Source organism: Metabacillus kandeliae, assembly GCF_021166585.1.
In the GTDB taxonomy this organism is placed as follows: domain Bacteria; phylum Bacillota; class Bacilli; order Bacillales; family Bacillaceae; genus Metabacillus_B; species Metabacillus_B kandeliae.
In genome coordinates, this window is record NZ_JAJOZE010000001.1 from 1 (window position 1) to 19,731 (window position 19,731).

A 19,731-nucleotide genomic window follows, 5' to 3' on the forward strand; every position below is an offset into this window, starting at 1 on the left:
TACATACATAATGAACAAAGAAGATATTCGCTTTGCAGCTAAGTCGGCAGAGCACATATATATGGCTCGGTAGCTCAGTCGGTAGAGCAACGGACTGAAAATCCGTGTGTCGGCGGTTCGATTCCGTCCCGAGCCACCATTTTTTTGACGAAAATATTGTGGCGGTTGTGGTGAAGTGGTTAACACGCCAGATTGTGGCTCTGGTATTCGTGGGTTCGATTCCCATCAATCGCCCCATTTCCCGCGGGTGTAGTTTAATGGTAAAACCTCAGCCTTCCAAGCTGATGTCGTGGGTTCGATTCCCATCACCCGCTCCAACTTATAAAACCCATATATTATGGGGGCCTGTAGCTCAGCTGGTTAGAGCGCACGCCTGATAAGCGTGAGGTCGATGGTTCGAGTCCATTCAGGCCCACCATTGTTCCGCAGTAGCTCAGTGGTAGAGCTATCGGCTGTTAACCGATCGGTCGCAGGTTCGAGTCCTGCCTGCGGAGCCATTTTTAATTTGGACTGGGGAAGTACTCAAGTGGCTGAAGAGGCGCCCCTGCTAAGGGTGTAGGTCGCGTAAGCGGCGCGAGGGTTCAAATCCCTCCTTCTCCGCCAGTTCACTTTTCGAACATTCATATCATAACGGCCCGTTGGTCAAGCGGTTAAGACACCGCCCTTTCACGGCGGTAACACGGGTTCGAATCCCGTACGGGTCATATTGGAAAACCTTTGTTAGTTAACAGAGGTTTTTTTGTGTCTTTTTTTATAGCTTCCCTCTTTTTTAAATGTTCCTCTAAAATATTATCCTCGATTGAAAAAATCTTTTCATTTTTTAATAATATTTTGTCGAAAAACTTGCTATACCAAAATAATCATAAGTTTGGGGCTCTTTTGGTTTAGCGTCCTCAGATACAGGGTATTAATATATTGCCCTTCCTGTCTAGTCTATTTTATTCCCTTCCTATTTTTATCCAGCAAATTATGCTGCAGTTGTATTTTTAATACTTTTAATGTTTCCGGTGTAAAAAGTTGTCAGAAAAACATGTACTTTTTATGAAGGATTTCAGACTTTAGCCTTGAATTAAGTCGATATATACGTCAATTTGTTTTGAAAGGGTGAATTCAATGATTTTTTCAAGCCCGACTGACTTGCAGGTTCATCTTTTCCACGAGGGCAGCTATTTCAGGAGTTACGAGCGTTTTGGAGCTCATCCTAAAGAGAAAGACGGGATGTGCGGAACAGAGTTTTGCATTTGGGCTCCGCATGCTAAAGAAGTGCGTGTCGCTGGTGACTTTAATGAATGGAACGGAAAAGATCATGTGCTTGCAAAGGTAAACAGTCAGGGAATATGGGCTGGGTTTTTTGACGATATCAAAGAGGGAGACCTATACAAATTTGAAATCGTGACATCTGCCGGAGCCGTTATCCTGAAGTCTGATCCTTATGCATTTTATTCAGAAGAACGCCCTAATACATCTTCTATTGTTTATAACCTGGAAGGTTACAGCTGGGAAGACCAGAAGTGGCAGAAAAAACGATTGAAACAGCCGCTTTATAACCGTCCCATGTTTATTTATGAAGTTCACCTGGGTACTTGGAATAAAAAGAAAGATGGTTCCCTTTACTCCTATTCCGAGATTGCTGACCAACTGATTCCCTACATAAAAGAACACGGTTTTACTCATATCGAACTTCTGCCTCTAGTGGAACATCCGTACGATCGTTCTTGGGGATATCAGGGAACTGGGTACTATTCTGCTACCAGCCGCTATGGAACACCTCATGAGCTGATGGGTTTTATTGATCAATGCCACCAGAACGATATCGGTGTCATTATGGACTGGGTGCCTGGTCATTTTTGCAAGGATGCCCATGGTTTGTATATGTTTGATGGCGAGCCTGTTTTTGAGTATCCGGAGTTTAAAGATCGGGAAAATCTTGTTTGGGGAACTGCAAATTTTAATTTAGGCAAAACAGAGGTACAAAGTTTTCTTATTTCCAATGCATTGTTTTGGATTGAATACTTTCATATTGATGGTTTCAGGGTTGATGCAGTAGCAAACATGCTTTATTGGCCAAATAACAATGAACATTTTGAGAATCACTTCACCGTAAAATTCTTGCAAAAACTGAATGAAGCAGTTTTTGAAAAGGATCCCGCCACTTTAATGATCGCTGAAGATTCAACTGACTGGCCCATGGTCACCGGTCCTGCATATGACGGAGGACTCGGATTCAACTATAAATGGAATATGGGCTGGATGAATGATGTGCTGACTTATATGGAAGCAGAACCGTATGAGAGAAAGCACCTGCACAGCAAAATAACATTCTCACTTATGTACACTTTCAGCGAAAACTTTATTCTTCCCTTATCACATGACGAAGTAGTCCATGGAAAGAAGTCACTGCTAAATAAGATGCCAGGAGATTACTGGCAAAAATTTGCCCAGCTGCGTCTTTTGTATGGTTTTATGGCTGCTCATCCTGGTAAGAAGCTCCTTTTTATGGGAGGGGAATTTGGCCAGTTTGATGAGTGGAAAGATCTGAGTGCATTGGATTGGATGCTGGAAGATTACGAAATGCACCAAAAGGTCCGGATATATTTTAAAGAGCTACTCAATATTTATAAAAAGCAAAAGCCGCTTTATGAGCTGGATCATCAGCCGGAAGGCTTTGAATGGATTGATGCAGATAATGCCGAACAGAGCATTTTTTCATTTATCCGCAAAGGTTCATCCCCTGGCGAAATGCTGGTTGTGATCTGCAATTTTACAGCGGAAACGTATCATGATTATAAAATAGGCGTTCCGCTTGAAACACGGTATAAAGAAATTTTAAATAGCGACCACCAGGATTTTGGCGGATCAGGGCAGATTAACAAAAAAGACCTGCCTGCCGAATCTGGAGAGATGCATGGGAAAGATTTTTATGTATCCATGACGGTTCCTCCTATGGGAATCAGTATATTAAGAGCAGTCAAAAAGAGAGGGGAAATAAACAATGAGAAAAAATTGCGTAGCAATGCTCCTGGCAGGGGGAAAAGGAAGCCGTCTGGCATCGCTGACTAAAAATCTTGCAAAGCCGGCTGTACCGTTTGGAGGAAAATATAGAATCATAGATTTCACCCTGAGCAACTGCACGAATTCTGGCATCGATACAGTTGGTGTGCTGACGCAGTATCAGCCCCTTGTCCTGCATTCTTATATTGGAATTGGAAGCGCATGGGATCTTGACCGCAAGAATGGCGGTGTCACTGTTCTGCCGCCATATGCCGAGTCTTCAGAAGTAAAATGGTATAAGGGAACAGCCAGTGCCATCTACCAGAATTTGAACTACTTAAAGCAATATGAACCGGAATATGTTCTGATTCTGTCAGGTGATCACATCTACAAAATGGATTACAGCAAAATGCTTGACTATCATATTGAAAAAGATGCCGATGTTTCCATTTCTGTTATTGAAGTGCCTTGGGATGAAGCAAGCCGCTTCGGCATTATGAATACAGATGAAAATATGGATATTCTTGAGTTTGATGAAAAGCCTCAAAATCCGAAAAACAATCTTGCTTCAATGGGGATTTACATTTTTAAATATTCTGTTCTGGAAGACTATTTAGAAATGGATGACCGCAATCCATACTCAAGCAATGATTTCGGAAAAGATATCATTCCGCTGCTGCTGGAAGAAAATAAAAAGGTTGTAGCTTATCCTTATAAAGGCTATTGGAAGGATGTCGGTACAGTTAAAGGACTGTGGGAAGCGAACATGGATCTTCTCGATTCCAATTCTTCACTTGATCTGTTCGACTATGATTGGAGAGTGTATTCTGTCAATCCGAACCAGCCGCCTCAATTTATTTCAGAGACAGCTGAAGTAACGGAGTCTTTCATAAACGAAGGCTGTGTAGTTCATGGGAATGTTGACCACTCCGTATTATTCCAGGGCGTGACGATTGGGAAGAATTCAACAATTAAGAAATCAGTGATTATGCCGTGTGCTACTGTCGGTAAAAACGTCTATATTGAAAATGCTATTGTTCCGGAAGATATGGAGATCCCGGATGGTACTGTCATTAAATCAGATAATGAAAATGAAGTTCTTCTAGTCACACAGGAGTATGTAAAGCAGTCCTTCAGCATTTAATAAACGAAAGGTGGCAAAGGCCATGAAGATGAGCATGCTTGGCATTATTGATGCAACAATTCAAAAACCCGAAATAGAAGAACTTACGCTGAACCGTTCGCTGGCTGCAGTACCATTTGGGGGACGCTACAGATTGATCGATTTCGTTTTATCCAATATGGTGAACTCAGGAATCGAGAGCGTGGCCATTTTTCCTAAGCACCAGTATCGCTCCCTGATGGATCATTTGGGCTCAGGCAAAGAATGGGACTTGAATAGAAAGAGAGACGGACTGTTCTTCCTGCCTTCCCAGGATATTCATGAAGAATACAATGAGTTTGGCTCCTTCCGCCAGTTTACTGATCATCTTTCTTATTTCATGCGGAGCACGCAGGAGTTCGCAGTTATTACAAACTGCAATACTGTGTGCAATGTTGATTTGCAAGTTGTTTTAAAAAGGCATATTGATATGGGCTGTGATGTAACGGAAGTAACGAAGGACGGGCAAAGCCTTCAGATGTACATCCTTTCCAAAAGCAAGCTGATGGATTTAATGGATGGCTACAGAAACAACGGCTACCGTACGCTCCAGGAAGCCATTACAAACGGAAGAGATGAGATGAATATTTGCTCTTATGAACATGAGGGCTATGCTGCAGTCATCGATTCTATTCAAAGCTATTTTAAATTCAGCATGGAGCTTCTAAAACCGAGAGTATGGCAGGAACTATTCCTTCAGTCAGCACCTATTTTTACAAAAGTTAAGGATGAGCCGCCAACTCAGTATTTCAAAGACTCACTGGTGAGAAATTCTATGATCGCGAACGGAAGCAAAATTGAAGGACATGTGGAGAATTCCATTATCTTCAGAGCTGTGCATATTGAAAAAGGAACAGTGCTGAAGAATTGCATTGTGATGCAGAAAACCCATATTGGCCAGGATTGCCATTTGGAAAACGTCATTTTTGATAAAGATGTCAAGATTGGCAATGGAGTGGAAATTATCGGATCAGAGGACGCACCAAAGGTCCTTAAAAAAGGAACTGTGCAAGGAGCTCTGATGAATTCGTGAAAGTGCTGTTTGCCGTATCGGAATGCGTTCCATTCGTAAAGTCAGGCGGGCTTGCTGATGTTGCTGGGGCGCTTCCGAAAGAACTGAAGCTTCTTGGAGAAGACGTCAGAGTGGTGATGCCTAAATATGGGCAAATCAAGGATGAGCATAAAGCCGGCATGGAGAAAATCGGCGAGCTCGATGTCAGTGTTGGCTGGAGACAGCAGTATTGCGGCATTGAAGTGCTGGAATATGACGGCATCACCTTCTACTTTTTAGATAACGAGTACTATTTCAAAAGGGACACACTTTATGGGCATTTCGATGATGGTGAACGATTTGCCTTCTTTTCCAGAGCTGTACTGGATTTTCTTCCTGTCATCGATTTTCAGCCTGATGTTCTTCACTGCCATGACTGGCACAGTGGAATGGCGAATTTTCTGCTTCAGGAGCAATACAGGCAGCATGATTTCTACAGGGAAATCAAGACAGTTCTTACGATTCATAATCTCCAGTTTCAAGGGATTTTTTCAGAAGAGGCCCTTTACGATCTTTTGAACCTTGGGTATGAATCCTTTACACCTGACAAACTGGAATTCTATGGGGATATTAACTATCTGAAGGCAGCGATCGGTGCATCTGACATTGTGACAACAGTCAGTCCAACTTATCGGAATGAAATTCAAACAGCTTATTACGGGGAGCGCCTTGAGGGGCTTCTTCAGTCTAAAGGCGATGCCCTTGTCGGCATATTGAACGGAATTGATGCTAAGCTCTATGATCCTGCAGAGGACGATGCAATTGCAGTCCCTTTTACTGCCTATTCGCTTGAAGGAAAACAAAAAAACAAGCTCGCGCTGCAGGAAGAGTTTGGTTTTGAAGAAAATCCGGACGTTCCCTTAATCGCTATGATTACCAGGCTTACCTCGCAAAAAGGGCTCGATCTGGTCAAGCATGTGCTCGGCGAACTGATGGAAGAAGACGCTCAATGGATCATCCTCGGATCTGGGGAAGAAGAGTATGAGAATTATTTCCGCCACATGGAGCACACCTTCCCGGAAAAACTGAAAGCATACATAGGGTTTGACGAGGAGCTTGCTCACCGGATCTATGCTGGATCTGATCTTTTCTTAATGCCGTCTAAATTTGAGCCATGCGGTCTGGGGCAGCTGATTGCCTTGAGATATGGCAGCCTGCCGATTGTAAGGGAAACAGGCGGATTAAATGATACTGTTCAGTCCTACAACGAAACAGACGGAGAAGGAAACGGATTCAGTTTTACTAACTTTAATGCCCATGACATGATGAATACAATCCGAAGAGCACTGGACTTTTACGAAGATAAAGAGCTTTGGGAAAATCTTGTCAGAAGAGCGATGACAAGTGATTACAGCTGGAAGCCGTCTGCATTACAATATCATCAGCTGTATGCTGGTCTGATTGCTGGGAGTGGGAGCGATGTTCTCTAGTAAGGAAGAATTTCAAAGACACTTTTTGAAACGCCTTGAGATGATGTATGGCAAGACCTTCAGGGAATCAACAAGAAGAGATCAGTATAATACACTCGGCCTCATGGTAAGGGAATATATCAGCTCCAACTGGATCCGGACAAATGAATCGAACCGTACTGCCAGCAATAAACAAGTATATTATTTTTCCATCGAATTTCTTCTTGGCCGTATGCTTGGCCAAAATTTAATCAATTTGGATATTAGAGAGATTGTACAGGAAGGCCTTGCTGAGCTTGGCATTCAACTTCATGAAATTGAAGAAGCTGAATCTGATGCAGGACTGGGAAACGGGGGGCTTGGCAGGCTTGCTGCCTGCTTCCTCGATTCTTTGGCCTCGCTGAATTTACCCGGGCATGGATGCGGGATCCGCTATAAGCATGGGCTGTTTGATCAGAAAATAGTTGATGGGTATCAGGTTGAGTATCCTGATCAGTGGCTGCGTCACGGAAATGTCTGGGAAGTGCGAAAGCCGGATCAGGCTGTAGAAGTAGCCTTCTGGGGATACATTGACGTGCATGAAGAAGCAGGAAGGACTGTTTTTAAGCATGTGAACCACGAACATATTATGGCTGTTCCCTATGATATGCCTGTCATCGGCTTTCGCAACAAAACAGTTAATACGCTTAGGCTATGGAGCGCTGAACCATCCCCTGCCATATCGCCAAGTGCTGATTTGATTAAATACAAGCGGGATACTGAGGCTGTATCCGAGTATCTTTATCCTGACGACAGTCATGATGAAGGGAAAATTCTGCGTTTAAAGCAGCAGTATTTTCTTGTATCCGCAAGCCTCCAGAACATTGTCTCCTCCCATCGTAATAATAAAGGGAATGTGTGTGACTTTCATGAGCATGCTGCCATTCATGTGAATGATACTCATCCTGTTTTAGCGATTCCAGAAATGATGCGTATTTTGATCGACCAGGAAGGCATGGGCTGGGATGAAGCATGGCACATTACAACAAGAACCTTTTCCTACACGAATCATACAACTCTTTCAGAAGCGCTTGAAAAATGGCCTGTTTACTTATTTAAGCCGCTGCTGCCAAGAATTTATATGATCATTGAAGAGATTAACCGCCGTTTTTGCGAGGCCCTTTGGAACGAATATCCGGGCGATTGGGGCAGGATTGAACAGATGGCGATTATTGCCCATGGCGTTGTTAAAATGGCTCATTTGGCCATTGCAGGCTGCCACAGCATTAATGGTGTGGCCAAGATCCATTCTGAAATTTTAAAGCATAGGGAAATGAAGCTTTTTTATGAGTTTGAGCCGGAAAAGTTTAATAATAAGACGAACGGCATTACTCATAGAAGATGGCTTTTGAAAGCCAATCCCGAGCTTTCAGCGCTGATTACAGAAGCGAACGGCGACGGGTGGGTGAAAGATGCAGAAAAGCTGTCAGAACTCAGGCGGTATGTCCATGATCCGTCGTTTAAAGAAAAGCTTTCAGAAGTAAAGCAAAAGCGGAAAAAAATATTGGCAGAGCGAATTTATCAGCAGACAGGATTAGCTATTGATGAAACGTCTATTTTTGATGTACAGGTTAAGCGTCTTCATGCTTATAAAAGACAGCTGCTGAATGTCCTGCACATCATGTATTTAGCCAACCGGCTGAAAGAGGATTCTAATTTCAGCATTTATCCGCGCACCTTTATTTTTGGCGCCAAAGCCTCTCCAAGCTACTATTACGCCAAAAAAATAATCAAGCTGATTAATTCCCTTGCAGACAAAGTAAACAATGATCACAAACTCTCCAAAATGATGAAGGTTGTTTTTATGGAGAACTACCGGGTATCGCTTGCCGAAGACATATTCCCTGCTGCAGATGTGAGTGAGCAAATATCCACTGCCAGCAAAGAGGCATCTGGTACAGGCAACATGAAATTTATGATGAATGGTGCGTTAACGATAGGTACTCTTGATGGAGCCAATATTGAAATTTTGGATGCCGTCGGCGAAAATAATATTTTCACTTTTGGCCTGTCAGCAGGCGAGGTGCTGAATTATTATGAAAGCGGAGGCTACCGGGCAGCAGAATATTATCATCATGATTCAAGGCTGAGACAGGTCATTGATCAGCTGATGAATGGCTACTTTCATGAAACAGAAGGTGAGTTTGGACCGATATTTGATTCATTGCTTGCACACAATGATGAATATTTTGTGCTGAGGGATTTTTCTTCTTATGCAGAAGCACACGAGCGGGTAGAAGCAGCCTATATTGAAAAAGACAGCTGGCTTGAAAAATCCATTATTAACATTGCGAATTCCGGCGTTTTTTCCAGTGACAGAACGATAAAAGAATATGCGGATGATATTTGGCGGATTCATCCAATTTAAAAAAGACTCTGGTTTCAGAGTCTTTTTTCCTTCATTAAGGCAGGCCTTCGACTGCTTCAAGATAGGTGTACATGCTATGGTTTTCTTTAATTGATCCCTTTTGGATGGAGAAGAGAAAGAGGCGGGGAAGATGACGGTAAGTGTAGACCGCTTCTGTATAAGGGTTTTTAATTTTGGTGGGGGGGAGCAGGGGGACGAGATCGCTTAAGTTTGCAAAGCGCAAATACTGTATGGGCGTTTGCTGAAACGCGCTGACAAACTTCTGGCAGCCGATTCTCGGGCCCCCATACGTATACATAAGCGGACTTTTGAAGGCCGAATTTTCTTCTATATCCAAGGCACTTAGAGCAGCAAGTGCCGCTCCAAGGCTGTGTCCAGTAATAAGGAGCTTTTTTTTAGGAGAAAGAGAGTGAAGGAAAGTGAGGATTTCTTCCCTGCATGTGTTGTAAATAGAGAGAAAGCCTTTATGCACCATTCCGGCATCAGCATAAGGGTAAGGTGTCTGGCCGATATTGGCATCTGCAATCCAATCAGGGTCAGACTGGGTTCCTCTGAATGCCAGAATTACTGTTTCTTCTGATTCAATAAGGAATCCAAACCATTCTTCTTCATAAATGGAACGCGCCTTAAACGAAAGAAGATGCCTGTAGCCGGCAGGGACAGTAAACTGGCCATTTTGGCTGAATTGTTCATAGGTTAACAGGCTGCAGTCAGCAAGAAGGACAGCAGCATCTTTATTTACCGAAGGGGTAATATTCACATCATTTTCCTCCTGCTTCTCAACTGTTTATAGTTTATGAAACGGAGAAAAATGGGTGAATTCCCTGCTTAGGAGGAAAAGTCCTTCCATGTGTAATCAACACTAAGAATACCAGAGGCTGGCTCCTCCATCTTCCAGTCTTTATGAAGAGCTGCTTGAGGATTCTTAAAGCATACGAGATTCCGATGAAGGCCGAATGCTTTGCAGACACCTGGCCTTGAAGCGTGAACGCCGCAGCGGTCTTTCTTTAAATCGTAAAAAATGCAGGTGCCGGGAAATCGCTGTTGATTTTTCAGCTCATTTCTTGTTTTTGCAGGCATTGCTTTCACTTTTTTTCTAAGTCTCTTTAACTCATTTTCTGAAACAGGTACAGGTCCGCAGCACAGCCCTTTGCATCCCTGGCAAGGCAAGGTTTCCATAGCAGCTCGTCCTTTAAGAAGTTTTTTCCAAGATTAGGAGATTCCTATTTTAAACGAAATCGTGAAAAGAGTAAATAAAAAAAAGAATACCTTATCGTAAGTCATTCTGCTGCGGGAAACCCCGTATGCCTCCCAATCCTCCTGCTCGTTAAGATGAGAAAAAATATAGCTTCCTATAATTCCAGTGGCTCCTGCTCAATCGCTTTTTTAGCGGGCAATGGGTTCCACTCCTTTTTGTTTCATATTATCAAGCGCACATAATCTCTTTACCCAATAAGATGGCATATAAAAGAGCCTACCCAAATGGATAAGCTCCTGAATGATCAGTTGTCTCCGTCAAACAGCCTGCCGAAGCCGCCAAGAATGCTGCCTTCTTCTTTGGATTGGCCAAAATGCCCAGGCGCGCTTGCGATAACCCTGTCGGCGAGCCTGCTGAAGGGAAGGCTCTGCACCCATACACTTCCAGGTCCTCTTACCGTTGCGAAGAAAAGACCCTCACCGCCAAAGAAAGCAGATTTTACTTTGCCGACATACTCAATGCCGTAGTCCACATCTTTCGTCATTGCCACTAAGCAGCCCGTATCAATGCGAAGCGTTTCCCCTGGTGTTAAATCAACTTTCCGAATCGTCCCGCCTGCATGAAGAAAGGCCAATCCGTCGCCTTCGAGCTTCTGCATGATAAACCCTTCGCCGCCAAAAAAGCCTGTGCCTAATTTCTTCTGAAAATCTATCCCGACAGAGACCCCTTTTGCTGCACATAGAAAGGCATCTTTTTGGCAGACTACTTTTCCGCCAAGCTGCTCAAGATCCATAGGAATGATCTTTCCAGGATACGGAGCAGCAAAGGACACATGCTTTTTGCCGGCATGCTTGTTGGTAAAGACCGTCATAAAGAGGCTTTCTCCTGTAAGAACCCGTTTGCCTGCTCCGACCAGCTTTCCGAAGAAACCGCCCTGATTCCCGCCGTCACCGAAAATGGTTTCCATATCTATGCCGTCTTCCATCATCATCATGCCGCCTGCTTCAGCTACAACACTTTCCTCAGGATCGAGTTCTATTTCAACGAACTGCATATCATCACCGTAAATTTTGTAATCAATTTCATGAGCGTTCATTTCTTGTTCCTCCTAAAGAATGATAGATTGCCTTCATTGCCATCAAATAAGTACGGCTGGATAGTTTACTTTGGTTCATCTTTGATATGTATAAACCCAATTTATTATTTCCATTATATTGAAGATTACTCTATCCCATGCTTTCCTCCATCTGATAAAATCTATTTTAGCATGGAAAAAAGGGGATGACTTATGGAGTTTTACGGTTCAGAAGCATATGACAAGGAACAATTTTTCCAAGCCTATTTAAACAGGAGGCACAGAAAGGAAAGTCCAAATAAACTGATCGAAAATCCCCTGCTGCTTGATCTTCTTGGGACCGGCAATTTAGGCAGTGTGCTTGACCTTGGATGCGGAGATGCCAGTATGGGAAAGCTGCTGCTGGATTCGAACAGGTGTGAAAGCTATACAGGAGCAGATGGTTCTGCCAATATGTGCAGAAAAGCTGAAGTGGGTTTAACGGGACTGAATGGAAATATCTGCTGTTCCAGACTTGAGGATTTTCCTTTTCCAAAAGAAACGTTTCATACAGTGATTTCTCAGCTCGCCCTGCATTATATTGAAAATCTTGATTTGTTATTTCAAAGAGTTTACCGAACCCTCGCACCTGGAGGCAGATTTGTATTCAGTGTTCAGCATCCATTGCTTACGGCATCTTTTAAAAGTTCTGTAACATCAGGCAGCCGCACTGACTGGATAGTGGACGACTATTTCATCATTGGAAAACGGACGGAGCCATAGATTGAGGAGAATGTGGTCAAATATCACAGAACAACAGAGGCCTATTTCCGCATGCTGAAATAGGCAGGATTTCAAATTTCTGACCTAAGAGAAGGTATGCCTGCAAGGGGAAATTTTGAAGAAGAGGAGGAATATAACCGCAGGATGCGCATCCCGCTCTTCCTCCTGTTTTCCTGTATTAAAGATTCATCGAGTAAATGGTGAATGATAAATAAGTGGCAAAAGCGGTCCATAGAAAATAAGGGATGAGCAATAAAGCTGCCGCACGGCTGATTCTGCGTGCTGATAAAATGAGAAGAAAGGCCGTAATGGCAACAATCAGGCAGTCAATGCTTGCGGCCAAAAGATTCTTTTGGCTGAATTGAAAATAGCTGAACAGCTGATTGCTGATATAATTGACCGCAAAAATCAGCCAAAAGGTTTTCGATTCTTCAGAGAAATTTTTCTTATAATAAATAATGGCTGCGGCCATTGCGATCAAAGCAAACAGGACAGCCCAAATGATGCCGATAGTACTCCCGGGAGGAGTGAAAGCCGGTTTGTTCAGGGCATCATACCACTCCCGGTCAACTGGAAACAATAACCCGCTGATGGAAAAAAGAACATAAACTGCGATGAAAACAAAAATGGAGCGAATCAGCATGATAAAAACTCCTTTCTTATGTAATGCATTCTTCTGAAGAATTGTTGCCAAAGCTCATGTGCTTTTCATTGTTCATCAATTTAATTATCACTTTCCAAGCTCTTTAAAACGTATAGCGGAACATTGGATAATATGACAAAGAGGGGCTGATTGGCATCAGTCCCTCTCATTATGTTCTGTATATGGTTCTTTTTCATAAGCTGGCAGATCGCCGAATTCTGTCATGATGCCTTCTTCATCAAGGGCTGCTTCATATTTTTCATGAAGCACACTTGGGTAAACCGTTATTTCTTTTCCAGTAATATCTGTTCCGATGAAATTTTCAAAGTCTTCCGTGTACCCAATAGGTTCATCTGCTTCACTGAACATGTCATCATACGTTTTTTGAGGGTATTCAAGGTCTGAAGGACTGTCAGATGTCCCGAACTCTGCGACTTCCTGGAAAGCATCCTCAGCATCGTATGCTGCTGACTCATCACTGTCATCATCAAAGTCAAACTGGCCGAATGGGGGCTGTAATACTTCTTCTTCAATTGGCCTGTCATGGGAGACGTTCTGGTTTGGCGAATGCTCCTTGCAGGTAACGGCTGAAGGAACTGCAGATAAACGTTCAGGTGGGATTTCCTTTCCGCATACTGCACAGAGTCCATATTTTCCTTCATCAATCGCTTTCAGGGCCCGCTCAATATCGTGAAGCTCTTCTTCTGCCATCTCATTCAGAGCAAGATCCTTTTCCCGTTCAAATAATTCGGTTGCATCGTCTGCAGGATGGTTATCATAGCTTGAAAGCTCGCCTGTTGATTCGTGCGCATAGCCTTCATCCAAACCGAAATGGCCATTTTCTTCAAATCTGGAAAGCAGCTCTTTTTTTTCAGCTTCCAGAATGGTGCGGTATTGGCTCAGCTGCTGAGGTGTAAGCAATCTGGTGCCCTCCTTTATCCTTTTACTCCTCATAGTATGGTCATTCCCGTGCAGAAACATGTCTCCATGAAAGAAAGGCAAAAAAAAGACACAGACTAAAGCCTGTGTCAGAGAAGATAGCTGATAAAAACACCGATTGCCAGTAAAAAGCCGAACTGCGTATTCGTTTGAGCTGTAGCCCGCATGGCAGGCATCATTTCAACCGGTCTTTTTTTGCCTATAAATGACTTGATGGCAGAGATGGATTTCGGAAGGCTTAAAAAGACAAGCAAGCTCCAAAATGATGTGATATGAAACAGAATAAATGCAATAACAAGCAGGTAGGAAAGGGTGAAAATGAATGCCAGAAAACGAATGGCATTTTTTTGCCCGAAAAGGATAGCCAATGTTTTTCTGCCGTTCAGCTTATCTCCGTCATGGTCTCTAATGTTGTTAGCCAAATTGATTGCTCCGATTAAAAGCGAAACCGGAATGGAAATCAAAAAGGAATCCATTGTAACGGCATCTGTTTGAATAAAAAAGGAAATAAGGATAATGACTACTCCCATTAAGAGTCCTGATGTTAATTCACCGAAAGGCGTATAGGCAATCGGGCGGGGACCGCCGGAATAAAAATAGCCTGCTGCCATGCAGAACGTACCGATCAAAGCAATCCACCAGCTTGAAGCAAAGCAGATGTAAACGCCTAAAAGAGCTGAAATGCCGAAAAAGATAAAGGCGAGATTCAGAACTGTTGACGGCTTTACACCGTCTCTGACAATAGCGCCGCCGATTCCGACGGAATCTTTGTTATCGAGACCGCGCTTAAAGTCAAAATACTCATTAAACATGTTTGTAGCTGCTTGTATGAGAAGGGAAGCAAGCAGCATGGCGAGAAACAGCCATATATGAAAGGATCCTTCCTTCAAAGCCATAACCGTCCCAAGTGTGACGGGAATGAACGCAGCAGTTAGTGTGTGCGGCCGCATCAGCATCCACCAGACGCGCCAGTTTTTACCTTGACCTCTGACTCCTGAATCAGATGTTTGTGTATCAGGATGCATGTTTTTCTCTCCTTTAAAGCCTGATAATGGGACAAGCTGCAATTGCAGACAGCCCCAACAATAGTTTAGGTAATCCAGGGCGCCATGTCAATGCTCCCAGCCGGTGCCTTCCATTATTTCCTGTTACATTTTAAGCCTCCTTCATTTCTAATCAGGACAGAAAGCTATATAATAAGGTAGTAACCGCATCTCCAATGTCAGTCTATTGACACGTCATTTTGTGAGGTGTATGGTTAAAAAAGTGATTTTACGGATTTTGGGGGTTTTTCAGTTGATACCTACGCTTCAGGATACGTTTAAGCAAACCATACGATCTGCGCTTGAGACGGCTGTTCAAACAGATCAACCTGTCCTTGTCAGCCATGTCTCCGAGATAGATCCAATGGGCCCCTTTGCGTTTTTTGCTGCTGGAAAGGAAAATTTTCAGGGAGAACGATTTTTCTGGAGATCACCGAGCAGCAGGCAGGCTTTTGCCGGATTGGGCATTGCGCACGAGATTGCCTCTGAAGATAAAACGAGCAAGCGTTTTATGGCTGTTGAAAAGGAATGGAAGCGCTTAACTAAGCTTGTTTTTTATAAAGATGAAAGCAGCAAAAGCAATGCATACGGCCCGCTGCTTCTTGGCGGCTTTTCTTTCGATCCATATAAAAACAGCAGGGACGAATGGACTAGCTATAAAGAGGCGAGATTTATTCTGCCAAAATGCATGCTCTCTAAGACGGAAAAAGGGTCTTTTTATACCATTAATAAAATTGTTTATAGAGAAGATACATTAGAAGAATGCATTCAGTACTTTGAAGATTATCAATTATATTCAGCTCTAGGTGAATCTTCTAAAGCAGAACTCCCGCGGCAAATTTCCTGCAAAGAGCATATGAAGGAAGAGTGGCTAGAGGCGATCGTAAAGGCTACGGACGCCATTAAGGAAGGAGAACTGGACAAGGTTGTGCTCGCAAGGGATGTAACACTTGTCTTTGATGAGCCTGTTCAGGCGGAAGCTGTTTTGGAACGGCTGATGGAGGAACAGAAAACCTCCTATATCTTTGCAATGGAAAATGAAAAGAGCTGTTTTCTAGGAGCTACACCGGAAAGACTTGTTAAAAAGGAAGGGGAAAGCATCCTTTCCACATGCTTAGCCGGCTCGATCAAAAGAGGGCAGTCAGAAGAGGAAGATATTGTTCTTGGAGAAACGCTCCTTTCAGATAAGAAAAATTTAGAAGAGCACGGCTATGTGGTGCAAATGATTAAGAGCGCTCTTGAGAACTGCTGCGAAAGTGTTTCTGTGCCGCAAGAGCCCGGCTTGTATAAAACAGAAAGCGTTCAGCATTTATTCACCCCTGTGGAAGGCAGGATAAAAGAAGGCTGCTCCTTCTTGAATCTTGTGGAAATGCTTCATCCGACGCCTGCTCTTGGCGGTTTGCCGAAGGAGAAGGCGGTAGAGATGATCCGTGCCATTGAACCGATGGACAGGGGCTGGTATGCAGGACCGATCGGATGGTTTGATGCCGGTGATAACGGTGAGTTTGCCGTTGCGATCCGTTCAAGTCTGATCAAAGGAAAAGATGCGCATCTTTATGCTGGCTGCGGCATTGTAAGGGATTCAGAGCCTGAAGCAGAATATGCAGAAACAATGATCAAACTGAGACCGATGCTTTCCAGCCTGGGAGGGAAGATAGAATGAGTGCTCCTAATCCGATAACCGAGTATACAGCAGGCTTTGTAGATGAACTATTTCAGCAGGGGATAACAGAGGCAGTTGTGAGTCCAGGATCAAGATCCACTCCTATGGCCATTCTCCTGTCAGAACATCCCGGCATGAAGGTGCACCTTCAAATCGATGAACGCTCTGCCGGGTTTTATGCGCTGGGACTTGCCAAATCAAAAAGGTCTCCTGTCGCATTGCTGTGCACCTCAGGGACAGCAGCAGCGAACTATTTTCCTGCTGTTATAGAAGCTCATTACAGCAATGTGCCGCTTGTGGTGCTGACAGCTGACAGGCCTCATGAGCTTAGAGATTCCGGTGCACCTCAGGCTATTGACCAGCTTCACCTTTACGGAAAATACACAAAGTGGTTTCATGATGCAGCACTGCCGGAAACAGCCGTCAGCATGCAGCAGTATGCGAGAACATTGGCTGCACGGGCAGCAGGCTATTCCCGCTCCGTTCCAATGGGGCCGGTGCATCTGAATTTTCCATTCAGAGAGCCGCTGCTTCCTGATTTAAATACAGGAGAGCTTTGGAAAAACAAATGGAACAGAAGCATGACTACAGTGAAAACTCCTTCTTTGCCGGTTGCTGCAGAGAGCGATATGAAGCGCATTGCAGAATTAGTTTCCAATACGGAAAAAGGCGTTATTGTTTGCGGTGCCATACAAAGTGAAGAATTTCACAATCAAGTGGTTCAGCTTGCAGAAAGCACTGGTTTTCCAATATTGGCCGATCCGCTGTCAAATCTCCGCTCAGGAGCCCACAGCAAAGAAAGCATTGTGGAATGCTATGATTCCATATTGAAGGACCAGGAGCTAAGCAGGCATTTTCAGCCAGATCTTGTTATCAGGTTTGGCGCTATGCCTGTCTCAAAGCCGCTGTTTTTGCAGCTGAGAGACCATCCTGAAATTCTGCAGATCATCGTGGACAGAGACGGTGAGTGGCGGGATCCAGCACTTACCGCAACAGAGCTGATTGCAGCTGATGAAGGCGAGTTCTGCAAACACTTAAATGCATTGATGAATGGTCCAAGCAGGGAAACAGAGTGGCTTGCTGACTGGAAAGAGGCCAATCACGCTTTCAGAAATGCTTTTCGGGAAATGACCGATGAACCGGAATTGTTTGAAGGCAGGCTTTACTCGCTCCTCGGAGAGCTGATGCCTAATCATTCAAGGCTCATTGTCGGAAACAGCATGCCGATCAGGGATACGGATACGTTCTTTCCTGTTACAGAGAAAGAGATCCTCATTTTTGCCAACAGAGGCGCAAACGGCATTGACGGCGTTGTGTCGACCGCGGCCGGTATAGCAGCCGAAAAAGATGAGCCGGCAGTTTTGGTTATCGGCGATCTGTCATTTTATCATGATATGAATGGCCTCCTTGGGGCTAATTTAAATGGAGTTTCTTTAACAATCCTGCTTGTTAATAATGATGGCGGAGGGATTTTTTCCTTTTTGCCTCAATCAAAGGAAGAAAAGCATTTTGAGACGCTTTTCGGGACTCCAACAGGACTGGATTTTAAACATGCAGCAGCGCTTTACCGTGCAGGCTATCATTTGATTGACAGCTGGGAACACTTAAAACAGGTCTTCCCGGCAGCCCTGAAAGAGCCTGGAATCAGCATTGTGGAAGTCAGAACAAACCGCCAGACGCGTGTCGGATACCATCGGACTTTGCTTGAAAATGTTTCCCGGGAAATAAAAAGAAGGCTGAAAGATGCATAAAACTGTCAGAAACAAAGTGCTTTCTGCAGAGGTGTATGGCGAAGGAATGCCGGTTGTTTTGCTGCATGGTTTCACCGGTTCAGCCGGAAGCTGGCTTCCCATTCTTGATATGCTGCAAGGATATCAGGTAATAGCGGTTGATGTGATCGGCCATGGAAAGTCAGACAGTCCAGAGTGCCTGGCGCCTTATACTATGAAGCACGCTTCAGAGGAGTTAATGCTGCTTCTTACCTCTATGAAGGTGGACATGCCTGTTTCTGTGCTTGGATATTCAATGGGCGGAAGGCTTGCTCTGTCATTTGCCATGCTTTTTCCTGATTTGGTTTCATCACTCATCTTGGAGAGCAGCTCGCCTGGCCTTAAGACAGACGAGGAAAGAAACCAAAGAAGAGAACAGGATCATAAGCTTGCCGATGAAATTCTGCAGTATGGAATGGAGGCTTTCATCAATAAGTGGGAAAATATTCCCCTTTTTGAGTCGCAGAAAAAGCTGCCTGATGAGATCAGGAAAAGCATCAGGGAAGAGCGTCTTAGAAATAAGCCGGCAGGTCTCGCATACAGCCTCAAAGGGATGGGGACAGGTGCACAGCCGTCTTGGTGGGACAGACTTTCCTCCTTTCCTAAAGATGTTCTGCTCATTACAGGCGAATGGGATTCGAAGTTTTGCGGCATCAATAAGGAAATGCAGGCGCTTTTTCCTAAGGCAGTGCTAAAGCAGGTGAGAGAGGCTGGACATGCAATTCATGTAGAACAGCCTCGATTTTTTGGTAAAATAGTAAGTGAGTTTTTAAAAAATATGGAACAGGGGGACTTTCAATGAGTTTTGATTGGGTTTCAGAGCGCGTGTATGAAGATATTTTATATGAAACTTACAATGGCATTGCGAAAATTACGATCAACAGACCTGAAGTACATAATGCATTCAGGCCGAAGACAGTTATGGAATTGATCGATGCTTTTGCTTATGCAAGAGACGATTCTAACGTCGGCGTTATTATTTTAACTGGTGCAGGCGAAAAAGCCTTCTGTTCAGGCGGAGATCAAAAAGTCCGCGGCCATGGAGGCTATGTGGGCGAGGATAATATCCCGCGCCTGAATGTCCTGGATCTTCAGCGCTTAATCCGCGTGATTCCGAAGCCGGTCATCGCGATGGTGGCAGGCTATGCGATCGGCGGAGGCCACGTATTGCACGTTGTTTGTGACCTGACAATTGCAGCAGATAATGCTGTATTTGGACAAACAGGACCGAAAGTGGGCAGCTTTGATGCCGGCTACGGTTCAGGCTACCTGGCACGCATAGTAGGACATAAAAAAGCCCGTGAAATCTGGTATTTGTGCCGCCAGTACAGTGCACAGGATGCACTCGATATGGGTCTGGTCAATACGGTTGTGCCGCTTGCTGAACTTGAAAAAGAAACTGTTCAATGGTGCGAAGAAATTCTTGAAAAGAGTCCGACTGCCATCCGTTTCCTTAAAGCAGCAATGAATGCAGACACTGACGGCCTTGCTGGCCTGCAGCAGTTTGCTGGAGATGCTACATTGCTTTATTATACGACTGATGAAGCGAAGGAAGGCCGCGATTCGTTTAAAGAAAAACGCAGTCCGGACTTTAAGCAGTTCCCTCGTTTCCCTTAATT

General features: G+C 44.1%; 15 protein-coding genes, 7 tRNA genes and 1 pseudogene. 17 read left to right on the top strand and 6 right to left on the bottom strand.

Annotated features, from left to right (window positions below; translation table 11 throughout):
• Positions 1 to 63: 63 nt before the first annotated feature.
• The 12 genes from LRR81_RS00005 (at position 64) to LRR81_RS00060 (ending at position 9,020) form a co-directional block, all read left to right on the top strand.
• A tRNA-Phe gene (locus tag LRR81_RS00005) sits at positions 64 to 139 on the top strand.
• Between the two features lie 22 nt (positions 140 to 161).
• A tRNA-His gene (locus tag LRR81_RS00010) sits at positions 162 to 237 on the top strand.
• Positions 238 to 243: 6 nt separating this feature from the next.
• A tRNA-Gly gene (locus tag LRR81_RS00015) sits at positions 244 to 317 on the top strand.
• 24 nt (positions 318 to 341) lie between these two features.
• Positions 342 to 418 (top strand) — tRNA-Ile (locus LRR81_RS00020).
• 4 nt (positions 419 to 422) lie between these two features.
• Positions 423 to 497, top strand: a tRNA-Asn gene (locus LRR81_RS00025).
• A gap of 15 nt (positions 498 to 512) precedes the next feature.
• Positions 513 to 603: transfer RNA gene (locus LRR81_RS00030), tRNA-Ser, on the top strand.
• Between the two features lie 29 nt (positions 604 to 632).
• Positions 633 to 704: transfer RNA gene (locus tag LRR81_RS00035), tRNA-Glu, on the top strand.
• A 409-nt stretch (positions 705 to 1,113) separates the two neighbouring features.
• Positions 1,114 to 3,060 (top strand): 1,4-alpha-glucan branching enzyme, encoded by a 1,947-nt coding sequence (gene glgB / locus LRR81_RS00040; protein ID WP_231787255.1) that lies wholly within the window; start codon positions 1,114 to 1,116, stop codon positions 3,058 to 3,060.
• Positions 2,993 to 4,135, top strand: coding sequence for a glucose-1-phosphate adenylyltransferase (locus LRR81_RS00045; RefSeq protein WP_231787256.1), 1,143 nt, complete (start codon positions 2,993 to 2,995; stop codon positions 4,133 to 4,135). The genes glgB and LRR81_RS00045 overlap by 68 nt, the downstream gene beginning before the upstream one ends.
• A 22-nt stretch (positions 4,136 to 4,157) precedes the next feature.
• A complete protein-coding gene (locus LRR81_RS00050) occupies positions 4,158 to 5,186 on the top strand; it encodes a GlgC family sugar phosphate nucleotidyltransferase (RefSeq protein ID WP_231787257.1) in 1,029 nt (342 codons plus the stop codon).
• The gene (gene glgA, locus LRR81_RS00055; RefSeq protein ID WP_231787258.1) at positions 5,183 to 6,634 is read left to right on the top strand and encodes a glycogen synthase GlgA; all 1,452 of its coding nucleotides are present in this window, start codon (positions 5,183 to 5,185) and stop codon (positions 6,632 to 6,634) included. Before LRR81_RS00050 ends, glgA begins: the two co-directional genes overlap by 4 nt.
• On the top strand, positions 6,624 to 9,020 hold the full coding sequence (locus LRR81_RS00060; RefSeq protein WP_231787259.1) for a glycogen/starch/alpha-glucan phosphorylase: 2,397 nt from the start codon (positions 6,624 to 6,626) through the stop codon (positions 9,018 to 9,020). Before glgA ends, LRR81_RS00060 begins: the two co-directional genes overlap by 11 nt.
• A 34-nt stretch (positions 9,021 to 9,054) precedes the next feature.
• Here the strand turns inward: LRR81_RS00060 and LRR81_RS00065 are convergent, their stop codons facing one another.
• From LRR81_RS00065 to LRR81_RS00075, 3 genes are all read right to left on the bottom strand, one after another.
• Positions 9,055 to 9,780: a lipase family protein gene (locus LRR81_RS00065; RefSeq protein ID WP_231787260.1), complete on the bottom strand. Its 726-nt coding sequence runs from the start codon at positions 9,778 to 9,780 to the stop codon at positions 9,055 to 9,057.
• Positions 9,781 to 9,848: 68 nt separating this feature from the next.
• Positions 9,849 to 10,199, bottom strand: a complete 351-nt coding sequence (locus LRR81_RS00070) for a YkgJ family cysteine cluster protein (protein ID WP_231787261.1) — start codon at positions 10,197 to 10,199, stop codon at positions 9,849 to 9,851.
• 323 nt (positions 10,200 to 10,522) lie between these two features.
• Positions 10,523 to 11,314 carry a TIGR00266 family protein gene (locus LRR81_RS00075; protein ID WP_231787262.1) on the bottom strand — a complete coding sequence of 264 codons (792 nt, stop codon included), beginning with the start codon at positions 11,312 to 11,314 and terminating at the stop codon, positions 10,523 to 10,525.
• A 192-nt stretch (positions 11,315 to 11,506) separates the two neighbouring features.
• Between LRR81_RS00075 and LRR81_RS00080 the strand changes: the two are divergent.
• Positions 11,507 to 12,259 (top strand): annotated as a pseudogene (locus LRR81_RS00080) (class I SAM-dependent DNA methyltransferase).
• On the opposite strand, the gene LRR81_RS00085 reads toward LRR81_RS00080, so the two are convergent.
• From LRR81_RS00085 to LRR81_RS00095, 3 genes are all read right to left on the bottom strand, one after another.
• Entirely contained in the window at positions 12,234 to 12,698 is a 465-nt protein-coding gene (locus tag LRR81_RS00085; protein ID WP_231787263.1) for a TspO/MBR family protein, read from the bottom strand. The pseudogene LRR81_RS00080 and the gene LRR81_RS00085 overlap by 26 nt on opposite strands.
• A 156-nt stretch (positions 12,699 to 12,854) precedes the next feature.
• Positions 12,855 to 13,619 carry a TraR/DksA C4-type zinc finger protein gene (locus tag LRR81_RS00090; RefSeq protein ID WP_231787264.1) on the bottom strand — a complete coding sequence of 255 codons (765 nt, stop codon included), beginning with the start codon at positions 13,617 to 13,619 and terminating at the stop codon, positions 12,855 to 12,857.
• Positions 13,620 to 13,726: 107 nt separating this feature from the next.
• The gene (locus tag LRR81_RS00095; protein ID WP_231787265.1) at positions 13,727 to 14,662 is read right to left on the bottom strand and encodes a 1,4-dihydroxy-2-naphthoate polyprenyltransferase; all 936 of its coding nucleotides are present in this window, start codon (positions 14,660 to 14,662) and stop codon (positions 13,727 to 13,729) included.
• A 271-nt stretch (positions 14,663 to 14,933) separates the two neighbouring features.
• Here LRR81_RS00095 and LRR81_RS00100 point away from each other — a divergent pair, with 271 nt between their 5' ends.
• The 4 genes from LRR81_RS00100 to menB are packed head-to-tail and all read left to right on the top strand — an operon-like array spanning position 14,934 to position 19,729.
• The gene (locus tag LRR81_RS00100; RefSeq protein WP_231787266.1) at positions 14,934 to 16,343 is read left to right on the top strand and encodes an isochorismate synthase; all 1,410 of its coding nucleotides are present in this window, start codon (positions 14,934 to 14,936) and stop codon (positions 16,341 to 16,343) included.
• Positions 16,340 to 18,094: a 2-succinyl-5-enolpyruvyl-6-hydroxy-3-cyclohexene-1-carboxylic-acid synthase gene (gene menD, locus LRR81_RS00105; protein WP_231787267.1), complete on the top strand. Its 1,755-nt coding sequence runs from the start codon at positions 16,340 to 16,342 to the stop codon at positions 18,092 to 18,094. Before LRR81_RS00100 ends, menD begins: the two co-directional genes overlap by 4 nt.
• Positions 18,087 to 18,914: a 2-succinyl-6-hydroxy-2,4-cyclohexadiene-1-carboxylate synthase gene (gene menH, locus LRR81_RS00110; RefSeq protein WP_231787268.1), complete on the top strand. Its 828-nt coding sequence runs from the start codon at positions 18,087 to 18,089 to the stop codon at positions 18,912 to 18,914. Before menD ends, menH begins: the two co-directional genes overlap by 8 nt.
• Positions 18,911 to 19,729 (top strand): 1,4-dihydroxy-2-naphthoyl-CoA synthase, encoded by an 819-nt coding sequence (gene menB, locus LRR81_RS00115; RefSeq protein WP_231787269.1) that lies wholly within the window; start codon positions 18,911 to 18,913, stop codon positions 19,727 to 19,729. The genes menH and menB overlap by 4 nt, the downstream gene beginning before the upstream one ends.
• Positions 19,730 to 19,731: the final 2 nt, after the last annotated feature.

Coding starts and splice junctions, on each gene's coding strand:
- LRR81_RS00075 (WP_231787262.1), bottom strand. CDS start 11,314: ATGAACGCTCATGAAATTGATTACAAAATTTACGGTGATGATATGCAG.
- LRR81_RS00070 (WP_231787261.1), bottom strand. CDS start 10,199: ATGGAAACCTTGCCTTGCCAGGGATGCAAAGGGCTGTGCTGCGGACCT.
- LRR81_RS00050 (WP_231787257.1), top strand. CDS start 4,158: ATGAAGATGAGCATGCTTGGCATTATTGATGCAACAATTCAAAAACCC.
- LRR81_RS00085 (WP_231787263.1), bottom strand. CDS start 12,698: ATGCTGATTCGCTCCATTTTTGTTTTCATCGCAGTTTATGTTCTTTTT.
- LRR81_RS00045 (WP_231787256.1), top strand. CDS start 2,993: ATGAGAAAAAATTGCGTAGCAATGCTCCTGGCAGGGGGAAAAGGAAGC.
- glgB (WP_231787255.1), top strand. CDS start 1,114: ATGATTTTTTCAAGCCCGACTGACTTGCAGGTTCATCTTTTCCACGAG.
- menB (WP_231787269.1), top strand. CDS start 18,911: ATGAGTTTTGATTGGGTTTCAGAGCGCGTGTATGAAGATATTTTATAT.
- menH (WP_231787268.1), top strand. CDS start 18,087: ATGCATAAAACTGTCAGAAACAAAGTGCTTTCTGCAGAGGTGTATGGC.
- menD (WP_231787267.1), top strand. CDS start 16,340: ATGAGTGCTCCTAATCCGATAACCGAGTATACAGCAGGCTTTGTAGAT.
- LRR81_RS00060 (WP_231787259.1), top strand. CDS start 6,624: ATGTTCTCTAGTAAGGAAGAATTTCAAAGACACTTTTTGAAACGCCTT.
- LRR81_RS00095 (WP_231787265.1), bottom strand. CDS start 14,662: ATGCATCCTGATACACAAACATCTGATTCAGGAGTCAGAGGTCAAGGT.